At 72.8% G+C, this 13,889-nt stretch carries 12 protein-coding genes; 10 read left to right on the top strand and 2 right to left on the bottom strand.

The window, feature by feature from the left end; genetic code table 11:
- Positions 1-40: 40 nt before the first annotated feature.
- A complete protein-coding gene (locus AC3IF3_RS09635) occupies positions 41-1,273 on the top strand; it encodes an MFS transporter (protein WP_489228506.1) in 1,233 nt (410 codons plus the stop codon).
- 32 nt (positions 1,274-1,305) lie between these two features.
- On the opposite strand, the gene AC3IF3_RS09630 is transcribed toward AC3IF3_RS09635, so the two are convergent.
- Together AC3IF3_RS09630 and AC3IF3_RS09625 are read right to left on the bottom strand one after the other, a co-directional pair.
- On the bottom strand, positions 1,306-2,592 hold the full coding sequence (locus tag AC3IF3_RS09630; RefSeq protein ID WP_489228504.1) for a methyl-accepting chemotaxis protein: 1,287 nt from the start codon (positions 2,590-2,592) through the stop codon (positions 1,306-1,308).
- Between the two features lie 327 nt (positions 2,593-2,919).
- Entirely contained in the window at positions 2,920-4,650 is a 1,731-nt protein-coding gene (locus tag AC3IF3_RS09625) for an adenylate/guanylate cyclase domain-containing protein (protein WP_489228502.1), read from the bottom strand.
- A gap of 237 nt (positions 4,651-4,887) precedes the next feature.
- Between AC3IF3_RS09625 and AC3IF3_RS09620 the strand changes: the two genes are divergently transcribed.
- The 9 genes from AC3IF3_RS09620 (at position 4,888) to AC3IF3_RS09580 (ending at position 13,872) form a co-directional block, all read left to right on the top strand.
- Entirely contained in the window at positions 4,888-5,508 is a 621-nt protein-coding gene (locus tag AC3IF3_RS09620; protein ID WP_489228500.1) for a DNA-3-methyladenine glycosylase, read from the top strand.
- Between the two features lie 144 nt (positions 5,509-5,652).
- A complete protein-coding gene (locus tag AC3IF3_RS09615) occupies positions 5,653-6,807 on the top strand; it encodes a transporter substrate-binding domain-containing protein (RefSeq protein WP_243970119.1) in 1,155 nt (384 codons plus the stop codon).
- Positions 6,804-7,430 (top strand): ANTAR domain-containing response regulator, encoded by a 627-nt coding sequence (locus AC3IF3_RS09610; protein WP_243970121.1) that lies wholly within the window; start codon positions 6,804-6,806, stop codon positions 7,428-7,430. The genes AC3IF3_RS09615 and AC3IF3_RS09610 overlap by 4 nt, the downstream gene beginning before the upstream one ends.
- Positions 7,431-7,600: 170 nt before the next feature.
- Positions 7,601-8,446, top strand: a complete 846-nt coding sequence (locus tag AC3IF3_RS09605) for a nitrilase family protein (protein WP_489228498.1) — start codon at positions 7,601-7,603, stop codon at positions 8,444-8,446.
- A 34-nt stretch (positions 8,447-8,480) separates the two neighbouring features.
- Positions 8,481-9,635 (top strand): substrate-binding protein, encoded by a 1,155-nt coding sequence (locus tag AC3IF3_RS09600; protein ID WP_489215459.1) that lies wholly within the window; start codon positions 8,481-8,483, stop codon positions 9,633-9,635.
- Between the two features lie 131 nt (positions 9,636-9,766).
- Positions 9,767-10,600, top strand: coding sequence for a branched-chain amino acid ABC transporter permease (locus AC3IF3_RS09595; RefSeq protein ID WP_489228496.1), 834 nt, complete (start codon positions 9,767-9,769; stop codon positions 10,598-10,600).
- Positions 10,593-12,395 (top strand): branched-chain amino acid ABC transporter ATP-binding protein/permease, encoded by a 1,803-nt coding sequence (locus tag AC3IF3_RS09590; protein WP_489228494.1) that lies wholly within the window; start codon positions 10,593-10,595, stop codon positions 12,393-12,395. The genes AC3IF3_RS09595 and AC3IF3_RS09590 overlap by 8 nt, the downstream gene beginning before the upstream one ends.
- Positions 12,388-13,119, top strand: a complete 732-nt coding sequence (locus AC3IF3_RS09585; RefSeq protein ID WP_243970131.1) for an ABC transporter ATP-binding protein — start codon at positions 12,388-12,390, stop codon at positions 13,117-13,119. Before AC3IF3_RS09590 ends, AC3IF3_RS09585 begins: the two co-directional genes overlap by 8 nt.
- Before the next feature lie 6 nt (positions 13,120-13,125).
- Entirely contained in the window at positions 13,126-13,872 is a 747-nt protein-coding gene (locus tag AC3IF3_RS09580; RefSeq protein ID WP_489228492.1) for a DUF1028 domain-containing protein, read from the top strand.
- Positions 13,873-13,889: the final 17 nt, after the last annotated feature.

The following is a 13,889-nucleotide window of genomic DNA, read 5'->3' as shown; positions in this document are numbered from 1 at the left end:
CAGGCGGCCATCCTGTGACGCCAGCACGGATGGTGACAGGATGTCCTTCGCGTCGGACCGGACCGCGTCCCCCGATCACGCCCGCCCGCAGGAGGCCCGCCAAACCCTCGCGGTCACGGGGCTCAACCATGCCCTGCACGACGGCTACACGGATCTCATCTACGTGCTGCTGCCGGTCTGGCAGGCGGAGTTCGGCCTCGACTACGCCGCCCTCGCGCTGCTGCGCTCCCTCTACAACGGCGCGCTGGCGGCGCTGCAGATGCCGGCGAGCCGCCTCGCCCAGTCCCTCGGGGCCCGCACCGTCCTGGCGCTCGGCACCCTGCTCAGCGCCGGGGGCTACGCCGTCGCGGGTGCCTCGGGCGGCCTGGTCGGCCTCGGCGCCGGATTGCTGCTCGGCGGTGCCGGCAGCAGCACCCAGCACCCCCTGGCCTCGGCGGTGATCGCCCGGGCCTACGGCCCCGGGGCGCGGGGGCCGCTGGGCACCTACAATTTCACCGGCGATCTCGGGAAGGCGGCGGTTCCGCCCCTGGTCGGGATCCTGCTGACCCAGTCGGGCTGGCGCCACGCGCTCTGGGCGGTCGCCGCCGCGGGGGTGGTGGTGGCGCTGGCTGTCGCGCGCCTGCTGCCGCGTGATCCGGCCTCACGCGGTCCCGCGCCCGGCACAGCCGTCCGGACGGCCGCGCCCGCCGATTCCGGGGCGGCCGGCGGCGGCGGCTTCAGGCTGCTGGTCGCCATCGGCATGCTCGACAACGCCGCGCGCCCGGCCTTCCTGATCTACCTGCCGTTCCTGATGCAGGAGAAGGGCGCGGCGCTGACCACGGTGGGCCTCGCGCTCGCCCTGGTCTTCGTCGGCGGTGCCCTCGGCAAGGCGATCTGCGGACGCGTCGGGGCGCGCCTGGGCGTGACCCGCACCGTGATCCTCACCGAGACCGGGACCGCCCTGACGATCCTGGCGGTGATCGCGCTGCCGCTCGCCCCCGTGCTGCTCCTGCTCCCGGTCCTGGGCGTGATGCTGAACGGCACCTCGTCGGTGCTCTACGGGACCGTGCCGGAACTGGCCCCGGGGGGCCGCGTCGAGCGGGCCTTCGCGGTGTTCTACACCTGGACCCTCGGCGGCAGCGCGCTGGCGGCGCCGCTGCTCTACGGGCGGCTCGGCGACGCGGCCGGGCCGCACTGGGCGGCGGTCGCGGCGGCCGCGACGGCTCTGGCCGCGGTGCCGCTCATGCTGGCCCTGGCGCCGCGCCTCCGGGTGGCGCCCGCGCGACGGCCCTGATCGGCGCGATCCGGCGCCGGTCCCGATCGACTTCAGGCGGCCCGAATCCGCCCGAGGAAGTCGTGGACGGCGGTGCCGAGACGCTCGGCATGGGTCGACAGCTGCAGCGCCGCGTTCAGGACCCCGTCGGCGGCCGAACCGCGCGCGCCCGCGTTCGACGCGATCTGCCCGATATTGTGCGTGACGTCCCCGGTGCTCGACGCGGCCTGTCCGATCGTGCGGACGATCTCCTGCGTGGCGGCCTGCTGCTGCTCCACGGCGGCGGCGATCGAGGTCGTGGTCGTGTCGATCTCCCGGATGCGGCCGGCGACGCCGCCGATCGCCGCCACCACGCGCTGCGTGGCCGCCTGCATCTGGCTGATCTGCGTGGTGATCTCCTCCGTGGCCTTGGTGGTCTGGCCCGCCAACTCCTTCACTCCCGCGGCGACGACCGAGAAGCCCCGGCCGGCCTCGCCGGCCCGCGCCGCCTCGATCGTGGCATTGAGCGCCAGCAGGTTCGTCTGGCTGGCGATCGACGAGATCACCGCGATGACGGTCCCGATCTTCGAGGCGGCCGCATCGAGGTCCGTGATCAGGCCCGTCGCCTGCTCGGCCTCCGTCACCGCGGTGCGGGCGAGCCGCGCGGAGCCGTCGACCTGCTGGCCGATCTCCGAGACGGACGACCCGAGCTGCTCGGCCGCCGATGCGACGATGCCGACGTTGTCCGACGTCTGCGTGGCCGCCTTCGCGACCTCGCCGGTGCGCTGCGTGTCCTGCTCGGCGAAGCCCGTCATCCGACGCGCGACGGCCTCCATCTCCGCCGCCGCCGCCGACAGGGCGGCGACCACCGACGACGCGTTCGCATCGAACTCGGCGATCAGCGCCTCGAGCTGCCGCGAGCGCAGCGTGCTGGAGTGAAGTGCCTCGACCTCGGCATGGATGTCGACGAGGGAGCCGCAGGCCCGCTGCGCGATACCGGCCCGATCGAACGCGACGCCGCCCGTCGCGCGGAACCAGCGATACGTGCCGTCGGGCATCCGCAGCCGGTACTTGACGTCGTACGCGCCCCGGTTCGTGACGTTCTTGAGCGCGGCACCGAAGGCCGCGAAGGTCGGGCCGGCATCGTCGGGATGCAGGCGGCTCGACCAGGACTCCATCGTGTTCGGATACTCCGCCTCCGATTTGTAGCCGACCAGCCGGCGGAATTCGGCGCTCCACGTCCAGCGGCTCTTGGGATGCGCGGGATCACCGTCGTGCAGGATCGCGTCCCACAGCCCGACCCCGGAATGGACCTGGAGCAGCGCGAGCAGTTCCGACGTGTCCCGAGGCTTTGCAAACATTTTCCGCCCCTCGATAGTGATCAATCGTCGCTGCACTTGCCGTATTCCGGCGTCGATTTTATTTTTGATCGATTAATCGAGATATGTTTTTCATTTGTGATGGAAATTGGAAGATGTGATTTCGCTTTTAGCCAGTTAAACATTGGCTGTGATGCAAGATCTGCTATCACACGATTCCCTGTTGCGGAAGCGTTGCGGCCCGGGCCGGAGGGCGTGGCGGGCCGGCCGAAACGCCGTTCGGCTGTGCCCTCCGGACGCACCGCCGGAGCCGTTTCGCTCGGCCCCCGCGGCGGTCGGCCCCCGCGGCGGTCGGCACCCCGCGAGGCCTTACCGGCGCCCGAGCACGTTGACCCGCACGGCCTCGGAGCGGCCGTCCACCGCGACGTCGCGGATCGTCTCGGGGGCGAGGCTGGCCGCGCGGTACACCGCCTCCGACACGACCGCCACGCAGCCGAGGCCCTTGGTCAGCCCCTGCAGGCGCGAGGCGACGTTGACGGTGTCGCCGAGCGCCGTGAAGCGGGCATCGGTGGCGTCCCCCATCTCCCCGACGATCGCCGGGCCGGCATGCACGCCGATCCCGTACCGCAGGGTGTGTTCCAGGTCGGCCGCCAGCAGCCGGTTCAGGGTGGCGACGGATTCGGCGATGCGGTCGATCGCCCGCAGGGCGTCCCGGGCGGCCTGTTCGGGCTCCGTCTCCAGGCCGAACAGGGCGAGCAGCCCGTCGCCCAGGAACTGGTTGGTCGAGCCGCCCGCCTCCCGCACGGCGTCCCCGACCGCGCCGAGGAAGCGGTTGATGATGAACACGGTGTCGTAGGGCAGCCGCTCCTCGGCGAGCCGCGTCGAGCCGCGCAGGTCGACGAACATCGCCACGATGAAGCGCTCCTCGCCGGATTCCGCCCGGTCGAGCAGATCCGCCTGACGCACCCGCGGCTGCGGCGGCAGCAGCGGCACCACGGCGAGGTCGGTCTCGGGCCGGAACTGGCAGGCGAGGCGCACCCCCGGCCCGGCGGCGATCCGCTCCAGGACGGCCCGCTCGGCCCGGCCGGGGTCCGGCGCGCCGTCGCTGCCGTCCGTCACCCGGATCCGGCAGGTCGAGCACCGGCCGCGGCCGCCGCAGACGCTGGCATGCGGGATCCGGTTGCGGCGGCTGGCCTCCAGGACGCTGGTGCCCCGGGGCACCCGGACCACCCGCCCGTCGGGGTAGCTGAGCCGGACCGTCCCGCGGGTGACCTCCGCCAGGCTCCGCAGCCCCCGCGCCGCGACGACCGCCGCCACCAACCCCGCATAGGTCAGGAGCATCCCGTCCCGGATGCCGGCGAGCCGCGCCACTTGGTCGGGCCGCCCGACATGGATGGGCTGGAGCGCCGTCGCCCGCCAGGCCGGATCCTGCGCCAGGGCGAGGATCGCCCGGCCGCCCTGCACGAAGCCCAGCAGCGCCAGGACCGGCACCAGGACCGCGAGGGCCAGCAGCACCGGCGCCGCGCGCCCGAAGCCGGGCTTCAGCCGGAGCCAGAAATGCAGGCCCGCGCAGCCGTGGATCCAGGCGACGATCAGCACGGCCGCCTGCATCAGGCCGAGCGGCGGGGAGGCCACCCAGAAGGTGTAGAGTTCCTGCGCGTAGCCCTTGTCGAGATGTTCGGTGACGAAGGCGATCCGGGTCCCGGCGATGTGGCTGACGAGCAGCGGCGGGATGAGCAGGCCGGAGACCAGCTGCAGGATCTCGGAGGCCCGCCAGCGGAAGAAGCGGGCGGCGTAGAGGGCCTGGAGCCCGAGGAGCAGATGGGCGAGCAGCGCGCCGTACAGGAGCGTCAGGCCCAGGGGGTTGAGCCACAGGGCCGTGACGAGGTCGAGGCCGTCCTCCATGGCGGCGAGGGAGACGTTGCCGAGCGCGTGGTTGGCGAGGTGGCTCAGCACGTAGCCGAACAGCACCAGACCGCTCGCCAGCCGGAGGCGGCGCAGGGTCAGGGGCCGCCACGCCCGCGCGGCGGCCGCGGCCGGCCGCCCCTCGGCGTGCCCGTCGGCGGATCGCAGCGTCGCGACCGAGGCTGTGCGCGTCATGCTGGGAGGTCCGATGGGATCGGCCGCGGGCCCGCAATTCGCCGACCTTCGTACCAGCAAGACTTCCACCGCGTCCGATTTATTTCGCTTCGCCGGTGGAACACGGCGTCGATGTCCGCGGGCACTGCGCGCGGTCGCGGCCCGTCGCGGGTGACGGGATCGGTCGGATCGGGCCAACCCCAAGGGCCGGCTGTGCGTTGCCCGTGCCGGATGGCGCCTGCCGGACCCGGGGACCCGATGCTGGATTTCGACTTCGCCCGACCGGCCGCCGCGGTGGCGGCGGACCTGATCGGCGCGCACCTCTTCGTCGACGGGGCGGGGGGCCGCATCGTCGAGACGGAGGCCTACGACCGGACCGACCCGGCCTCCCACAGCTACAACGGTCCCACCCGGCGCAACGCCAGCATGTTCGGTCCGCCCGCACACGCCTACGTGTATCGCTCCTACGGGCTGCACTGGTGCCTGAACCTCGTCTGCGCGCCCGGCAGCGCGGTGCTGCTCCGGGCCATCGAGCCGACGGAGGGTCTGGCCGCCATGGCGCAGCGCCGGGGCCAGGGCAATGGCGAGAACAAGGGCAATGGCGAGGTCAAGAGCAAGGGCGAGCGCGAGGCGCGGCTCCTCTGCGCCGGGCCCGGCCGCCTCTGCCAGGCGCTCGGCGTCACCGGCCTGCTCGACGGGGCGCCCCTCGGGCGACCGCCGTTCCGGTTCGAGCCCCGCACCCGGCCGGTCGCGGTGGTGAGCGACCGGCGGATCGGGATCACCCGCGGGGCCGGCACCCCCTGGCGGTTCCTGCTCGCCGGCTCCCGGTTCGTCAGCCGGCCGGTGCGCCGGGGCGGCCCGGGGGAGGGGGCCGCGTGAACGGGATCGCCCGGCCGGTCGGAGAGCGCCGTCCGGATCGGCGGCGGTGCCCCCCGTCCGGCGGCGCACCGGTCGGCTTTCACCCCGCGGGGTTCGTCGGGTAGGACGGGTCGGCCGCGCGACCGGCGCCGATCGGGAGGAACCATGGCGGGCAGGGATGAGGCGGCGTGGCGGGTCGGCGTCCTGTTCTCCCGCAGCGGGGTCAGCGGCGTCACCGAGACCGAGCACTTCCTCGGCACCGCCCTGGCGATCGAGGAGATCAACACGGCCGGCGGCGTGCTCGGGCGCCCGATCGAACCGGTCTGCTACGACCCGGCCGGCGACAACGCGGCCTACCGCGTGCTGGCCCGGCGCATGCTCGGCGAGGACGGGGTCGAGGTGGTGTTCGGCTGCTCGCTCTCGGCGAGCCGCAAGTCGGTGCTCTCCACCGTGGAGCGGCACAACGGCCTGCTCTGGTACCCGTCGATCTACGAGGGCTTCGAATACTCGGAGAACATCATCTATACCGGCGCGACCCTCAACCAGAACGTCTTCGCCCTGGCCGACTATCTCCTGCAGGCGCACGGCCCGCGGATCTTCCTGATCGGGTCGGACTACATCTACCCGCGCGAGTCGAACCGCGTGATGCGCGACCTGATCGAGGCCAAGGGCGGGACGATCGTGGGCGAGCGCTACGCGCCCCTCGACGGGGACGATGCGGCCCACGCGGCGATGATCGCCGAGATCCGCCACGCCGGGCCGGACGCGGTGTTCTCCACCGTGGTCGGGCGCGGCGCCGAGCGGCTCTACCGGGCCTATGCCGGGTCCGGCCTCGACCGCGCCCGCTGCCCGATCGCCAGCCTGACCCTGGCGGAGGGCCAGATCCGGGTGATCGGCCCCGAGCTCTGCACCGGCCATGTCCTGGCGGCTTCGTACTTCGCCGCCCTGGCGGGCGAGGAGAACCGGCGCTTCGTGGCCGCCTTCCAGGCCCGGTTCGGGCCCGGGCGGCCGACCAGCATGTGGTCGGAGACCGCCTACGCGCAGGTCCACCTCTTCGCCCGGGCGCTCGCGGAGGCCGGCACCCTCGACGCCGAGCGCCTCGGCGCCGCGGCCCTGCGCCAGCGCCTCGCGGCGCCGGAGGGCGAACTCGCCTTCGACGGCGAGACCCGGCACCTCTGGCTGACCCCCGGCATCGGCGTCGCCCGCGCCGACGGGCAGTTCGACGTGGTCTGGCGGGCGCGCCGGCCGGTGCGGCCCGATCCCTACCTGGCGTGGTCCCGGTTCGAGACGAACGGGCTGGAGGAGGGTGTCGCCGCGTGACCGCCTCCGCCCGCAAGATCCTGGACGACCTGAGGCGGGCCCGCGCCCTCGTGATCCATCCCCGGGACGAGGAGGGCGCCGCGCTCCTGGAGCAGCTCCGGCGCCTGGGCTGCGCGGTCTCGCTGGCCTGGCCGCCCCCCGCCGCCCTGCCGGGCGACATCGACACCCTGTTCATCCAGCTCGACGACGCCCAGGTGATGCACCTGCTGCCGTCGATCGAGGCGATCGAGCCCGCCGTCATCGCCATCGTGGCCTACGAGAGCCCGACCTCCCTGAAGGCCATCGCCGACGTCAACGCCCACGGGGTGCTGAACAAGCCGCTCCACCCGCGGGGCGTGCTCACCCAGTTCGCCCTCGCCCGCTACCGGCGCGGCTACGAGGGGCGGCTCACCAGCAAGATCAACCGGCTCGAGGAGACCATGAAGGGCCGCCGCACCGTCGAGAAGGCGGTCCGGCTCCTCGTGGAGCTCAACCGGATCGACGAGGACGCCGCCTACCGGATGCTCCGCGACCGGGCGACCGCGTCCCGGGTGCCGATGGCGAGCGTCGCCGAGGGCGTGGTGACGGCCCACGAGGCGATGAGCGGTCTCGGTCTGCGCATCGCGTTGGCGGACAAGACCTGATCGCAGCAGCGTGACGCAATTATAGTCTTGCGGTCCGTGTCTCGGGGCGTATCGTTCGAGCGGGCAAGGGTGCCCCGCAGCAGGATTGCTGCACCACATCTCGGCTTTGGAGCCTCTGGTTCGCGGATGATCCGTCCGCGTCCAGGGGCTTTTTGCGTTTTGGAGCTTTCATGATCCAAGCGAACGGTCCCGCGCGCCCGCCGATACGGGTGTCCTGCATCCAGTTCGAGCCGCGGATCGGCGCGGTCGCGGCCAATATCGCCGGCGCGTCGGATCTCGTCCGCGCCGCCGCCGCCGGGGGCAGCCGGCTGATCGTCCTGCCGGAACTCGCCAGCACCGGCTACGTGTTCGAATCCGAGGCCGAGGCGCGCTCCCTCGCCGAGCCGGTGCCGGACGGCCCGACCACCCGGGCCTGGGCGGCGCTCGCCGTCGAACTCGACGTGCACATCGTCGCCGGGATCGCCGAGGCCGCGGGCGACGTCCTGTACAACGCCGCCGTGGTCGTCGGGCCGGAGGGCTATATCGGCACCTATCGCAAGGCGCATCTCTGGGACCGGGAGAACGTGTTCTTCGCCAAGGGCGACCTCGGCTTCCCGGTCTTCGCCACCGCGCTCGGCAAGGTCGGCGTCGCGATCTGCTACGACGGCTGGTTCCCCGAGACCTTCCGGCAGCTGGCGCTGGGCGGCGCGGAGATCGTCTGCATCCCCACCAACTGGGTGCCGATGCCCGACCAGCCCGCGGGCGAGGCCGCCATGGCCAACACCCTGCACCGGGCCGCCGCCCATTCGAACGGGATCTTCATCGCCTGCGCCGACCGGGTCGGGATCGAGCGCGGCCAGCCCTTCGAGGGCCAGAGCCTGATCATCGGGCCCAAGGGCTGGCCGCTGGCCGGTCCGGCGAGCCGCGACCGGACCGAAACGCTCTCGGCCCTCGTCGACCTCGACGCGGCCGGCCGCAAGAACCTGAACGCGTTCAATTCCCTCCTGCGCGACCGCCGCACCGACATCTACGGCTGAGCCGCGATCCCTTACCCTCCCAAGGAGTTCGTTCATGGTGAAATGGTCCCTCCTCGGCGCCGCCGCGCTCGTCCTCGCCGCCCCGGCCGCGCGGGCCGCCGACGGCAAGCCGATCGTCATCGGCGTGCCCGTCGGCCTCTCGGGGGCCAACAGCGTCGTGGCGCCCTCGGTGGTGCAGTCGGCCGAACTCGCGGTCGAGGAGATCAACGCCAAGGGCGGCGTGCTCGGCCGCAAGCTCGCCCTGGAGGTGGCCGACGACGCCTCCGGGGCCGCCGGCGCCCAGAAGGCTTTTGACGGGCTGATCTACCAGAAGAAGGTCGACGTCCTGATCTCCATGGAGACGAGCGCGGCCCGCAATGCCGGCCTGCCCGCCGTCACCAAGGGGAAGGTGCCGTTCCTCTACACCTCGTTCTACGAGGGGCATTCCTGCAACAGGAACCTGTTCGTCGATGCCTGGGTGCCGGAGCAGCAGGTGCCGCCGGTGGTCGACGCCTTCAAGGCGAAGGGCGCCAAGACCTATTTCCTGATCGGCAGCGACTACGCCTTCGGCCGCGGCATGCTGGGCTTCACCCGGAGCTACGTCGAGAAGACCGGCGGCAAGGTCCTCGGCGAGGAATACCTGCCGATGGACGGCAGCGACTGGACCGCGATCGTCTCCAAGCTGAAGGAGGCCAAGCCCGACGCGCTGATCACCTCCACGGCCGGGGGCGCGCCGAACGTGACGCTGACCAAGCAGCTGCGCGGGGCGGGCGTGGCGCTGCCCTTCGCCAACCTCGCCCTGGACGAGGGCACCGCCAAGAGCATGGGCGCCGACGCGGAGGGGGTCTACCTCTCGGCCTCCTACGTCACCGGGATCGACAGCCCGGAGAACAAGGCCTTCCTGGCCGCCATGAAGAAGAAGTTCGGCGCCGAATTGCGCACGCCCAACGACCTCTCGGTGCCGGAATACGAGGCGATCTACCTCTACAAGGCCGCCGTCGAGAAGGCCGGCGGGACCGAGACCGCCAAGGTGCTGGAGGCGCTGCCGACGGTGAGCTTCACCGGGCCGCGGGGCACGATCACCATGAGCAAGCAGCACCACGCGCCGCTGACCATGTATCTCGGCCAGATCCAGGCCGATGGCACGGTGAAGGTCGCCGGCACCTTCAAGGATGTCGATCCCGGCGCGCAGTGCCCGAAGCTGCCGTGAGGGGCGGGGGCTGAGGAAGCCGCGCATCGCCCTCGCCGAAGAGCACCGCGCGTCTCCCTCCCCCCTCTGCGGGGGAGGGGGCGCAGCGGCCCGTGCCGTGCCTTCCTATTCCCGCGCACCCGGAAGCCCCGATGCTGCTCACCCTCGACATCCTGACCACCGCGGCGATCCTGTTCATCGTCGCGATCGGCCTGCTGGCGATCTTCGGCGTCCTGAAGATCATCAACTTCGCACACGGGGCGTGGCTGACGGTCGGGGCCTATTGCGCGGTGGTGACCGCCCGGCTCGGGCTCAACCCCTGGCTGGCGCTGCCCCTGGCCTTCGTGGTCGGGGCCGTCCTCGGCGGCTTCGCCGAGCAGATCATCATCCGGCCGCTCTACCGGCGGCCCCTGGACGCGATCCTGGCGACCTGGGGCCTCGGCATCGTGGTCGGCCAGCTCATCACCCTGGGCTTCGGCCGCGACGTGCAGCTCACCCCGAACCTGCTCGCGGGGACCGTGACGATCCTCGGCGTCGACTATTCCGCCTACCGCCTCGTGGCGCTGGGTATCGCGCTGGCCATCGGCCTCCTGTTCGCGCTCACCATCGAGCGGACGCGGCTCGGGCTCTCGGCCCGGGCGGTGATCATGAACGAGACGCTCGCCCGCAGCCTCGGCATCGACACCGGCCGGGTGCGCCTCGTGGTGTTCATGATCGGCGCCGGCTTCGCGGCGCTCGCCGGCGTCCTGCTGACGCCGCTCACCAGCGTCGATCCGAACATGGGCGTCTCCTGGCTGATCGGCGCCTTCATGCTGGTGATGGTCGCCGACGCCTCCTACCTCGCCCTGGCGGCGGCCTGCCTGGTCTTCGGCGCCGCGCAGGTCCTGATCAGCACCTTCGTGAGCCCGATCCTGGGCAGCATCGCCGTCGCGGTGCTCGCCGCCCTGGTGCTGCGGATCAGCCCGAAAGGATTCTCCCGTGCTTGAGAGCGTCCCCGTCGCCCGGCGCGACGCCGCGGCCCCGCGCCGGCGCCTGTCCCGCGCGGCGCCCTTCGTGGCCGCGATCCTGGCGGTCCTGGCGCTCTGGATCGCGCCGCGCGTCCTCGACACCTTCGCGGTCAACGTCCTGACCCGCTCGATGATCTACGCGGTGCTGGCCGTCACGGTGGACCTGCTCTGGGGCTTCGCCGGGATCCTGACCTTCGGGCAGGCTGCCTTCTTCGGCGTCGGCGCCTACGCCACCGCGATGATCCTCGCCGCCTACGGGGCGACGCCGCTGGGGATCGCCGCGGCGCTCGCGGCGGCGCTCGCCGCCCCGGCCCTGCTCGGCCTCGCGGTGGGGTGGCTGTCCTTCTACCACCGCTCCACCCCGCTCTACGCCTCGGTGATCTCCCTGGTCGTCCCGATCGTGGTGACGCAGCTCATCTACTCGGGGGGCGAATGGACCGGCTCCAGCAGCGGCCTCGTCGGCTTCGACGTGCTGCCCCTGGAGATCGAGGGCTATTTCCGCCTCGCCGCCCTGGTCCTGATCGCCGTCACCCTGGCGGCCTGGATCCTGGTCCGGGCCGATGCCGGGCGCGCCCTCGTGGCGCTCCGGGACAACGAGGCGCGCTGCGCCTATCTCGGCCTCAACCCGCGCCGCCTGCAGATCCGGCTGACCGCGGCGCTCGCCGCCGTGGCCGGGCTCGCGGGCTTCCTGTTCGCCAACGCGTCGGGGGTGGTCGCGCCGGAGAATGCCGGCTTCCTGTTCGGGACCGAGCTGGTGATCTGGGTGGCGCTCGGCGGGCGCGGCACGCTGCTCGGCCCGGTGCTGGGCACCATCGCCATCGACTACCTCGCGGCGAACCTCTCGGGGGATCTGCCGTTCCTCTGGCAGCTCCTCCTGGGCACGGCCTTCGTGGTCATCATCATCCTGCTGCCGGGCGGCCTCGCCGACCTCGTCGGCCGCCTGTGGCGGGCGCTGCCCTTGGGCCGGCGGGAGCCCGTGCCGCCGCGCCTCGTCGCCCGGGCCGCCGAGACCGGCGCGGCGGCGGCCGGTCCCCCGATCCTCAAGGTCGCGGGCCTCGCCAAGGCCTATGGCAGCCTCACCGTGCTGGAGGCCATCGACCTGGAGATCCGCGCGGGCGAACTCGTCAGCCTCGTCGGCCCCAACGGCGCCGGCAAGACCACGCTGATGCGCTGCCTCAGCGACGGCACCGAACCCTTCACCGGCGCCATCGCGATCGGCGGCATCCCGACCACCGGCCTGACGCCGAACCGCATCGTCGGCCTCGGGGTCGGGCGCAAGTTCCAGGTGGCGAGCGTGTTCGAGAGCCTGTCGGTGGCCGAGTGCCTCCGGCTCGCCCGGGCGCCGCATGACGGCCTGAGCCCGGTCGGGCAAGCCGAGACGCTGGGCCTGCCGCAGCCGGCCCTCGACGTCCTGCGGATGACCGGCCTCGACCGCCTGCTGACCCGGCCGACGCGGCTCCTGTCCCACGGCCAGAAGCAGGCGCTCGAACTCGCCATGGTGGTGGCGCTGGAGCCGCGCTTGATCCTGCTGGACGAGCCCACCGCCGGCCTGACCAAGGCCGAGCGCACCACCATCGGGACCGTGCTCAAGGCGCTGACCGCCGGGGGCCGGATCGCCGCCGTGCTGGTCGAGCACGACCTCGACTTCGTGCGCGAGATCTCCTCCCGCATCGTGGTGCTGCACCAGGGCCGGCTCGTCCTCGACGGCACGGTGGAAGACGTCGTCGGCTCCGAACTGGTCCGGACCATCTATGCGGGAGGCGCCCATGGCTGAGGCTGCGCGGCGGAGCGAGCCGGCGACGGCGGCCCTCGCCCTGGAGAACGTATCGAGCGGCTACGGCGCCGTCTCCATCGTGAAGGACGTCTCGCTGGCGGTGCGTCCGGGGGAGATCGTCGCCCTGCTCGGCAAGAACGGCATGGGCAAGACCACGCTGCTCAAGACCGTCCTGGGGATGGTCGCCCTGCGCGGCGGCGGGATCACGATCGGCGGCCAAGCGCTCGCGGGGCTCACGCCCGCCAAGCTGGTGGCACTCGGCGTCGGCTACGCCCCCCAGGAGCAGCCCCTGTTCCAGGACCTGTCGATCCGCGACAACCTGCGCCTCGCGGTGCCGTCCGACCGGATGCTGCCCGAGGCGCTGGAGCGGCTGTTCGGCCATTTCCCCTTCCTGAAGGACCGCCTCGCCCAGCGGGCCGGCACCCTCTCGGGGGGCGAGCAGAAGATGCTGATCCTCGGGCGCGCCCTGATGCTGCGCCCGCGCCTCCTCCTGATCGACGAGATCTCCGAGGGCGTGCAGCCCTCGATGGTCGAGCGCCTGCGCGGCGTGCTCCAGGCCGAGCGGGATTCGGGCGTGTCCATGCTGGTGGTGGAGCAGCACGTCGCCTTCGCGCTGGGGCTGGCCGACCGCTACGCGGTGCTCAAGCGCGGCGAGATCGTCGACAGCGGCCCGGCCGGGGCGCCGGAGGCGCGCGCCCGGGTCATCGACCACCTGGCGGTGTGAGGCACGATGGAACTCAACACCTTCTCCATCGCCGCCCGCTGTCCCCGGACCGGGCAGCTCGGCGTCGCGGTGGCGAGCGCCGTCCCGGCTGTGGGCGGGCTGTGCCCGTATCTCAGGGCCGGGATCGGGGCCGTCACCACGCAATCCTGGGTGAACCCCTACCTCGCCGCCCGCATCCTCGACCGGCTCGCCTTGGGCCAGGTCCCCGATGCGGCCCTGGCGGCGGCCCTCGCCACCGACGACCGGCCGGACCTGCGCCAGCTCGGGCTGGTCGACGCGCACGGCACCGGCGCGGCCTGGACCGGGGCCGGCTGCACGGCGGCGGCCGGCCACCGCACCGGCGCCGATCATGCCGTGCAGGGCAACATGCTCGCCGGGCCGGGGGTGCTCGACGCCATGGCGCGGGCCTTCGCGGACGCTACCGCAGCCGATCTCGACGAGCGGCTGATGCGCGCCCTGGAGGCCGGCGATTCCGCCGGCGGCGACCGGCGCGGCAAGCAGTCGGCGGCGCTCCGGATCGTGGCCGGCGAGGATTATCCGCTCCTCGACCTGCGCGTCGACGAGCACGCGGAGCCCGTGGCGGAGCTGCGCCGCGTCCTGGAGGTCGCCCGCCGGCAGCTCGTGCCCTTCGTGGCCGGCATGCCCCGGAAGGACGGGCCGGCCGGCGCACTGCCGGACGCGGTCGTGGCGATGCTCCTCAAGCCCCCCGCCGAGCGCCCGGGCGGGGCGCGCGATCCTGCGCGGGAACCGTGACGCCCCGCGCCGCCCAG

Source organism: Methylobacterium sp. J-118, assembly GCF_057836565.1.
The sequence above is the reverse complement of the archived record's forward strand: the minus strand, read 5'-3'. Positions and strand labels throughout refer to the sequence as shown.

Coding starts and splice junctions, on each gene's coding strand:
- AC3IF3_RS09635 (WP_489228506.1), top strand. CDS start 41: ATGTCCTTCGCGTCGGACCGGACCGCGTCCCCCGATCACGCCCGCCCG.
- AC3IF3_RS09630 (WP_489228504.1), bottom strand. CDS start 2,592: ATGTTTGCAAAGCCTCGGGACACGTCGGAACTGCTCGCGCTGCTCCAG.
- AC3IF3_RS09625 (WP_489228502.1), bottom strand. CDS start 4,650: ATGACGCGCACAGCCTCGGTCGCGACGCTGCGATCCGCCGACGGGCAC.
- AC3IF3_RS09620 (WP_489228500.1), top strand. CDS start 4,888: ATGCTGGATTTCGACTTCGCCCGACCGGCCGCCGCGGTGGCGGCGGAC.
- AC3IF3_RS09615 (WP_243970119.1), top strand. CDS start 5,653: ATGGCGGGCAGGGATGAGGCGGCGTGGCGGGTCGGCGTCCTGTTCTCC.
- AC3IF3_RS09605 (WP_489228498.1), top strand. CDS start 7,601: ATGATCCAAGCGAACGGTCCCGCGCGCCCGCCGATACGGGTGTCCTGC.
- AC3IF3_RS09600 (WP_489215459.1), top strand. CDS start 8,481: ATGGTGAAATGGTCCCTCCTCGGCGCCGCCGCGCTCGTCCTCGCCGCC.
- AC3IF3_RS09595 (WP_489228496.1), top strand. CDS start 9,767: ATGCTGCTCACCCTCGACATCCTGACCACCGCGGCGATCCTGTTCATC.
- AC3IF3_RS09585 (WP_243970131.1), top strand. CDS start 12,388: ATGGCTGAGGCTGCGCGGCGGAGCGAGCCGGCGACGGCGGCCCTCGCC.
- AC3IF3_RS09580 (WP_489228492.1), top strand. CDS start 13,126: ATGGAACTCAACACCTTCTCCATCGCCGCCCGCTGTCCCCGGACCGGG.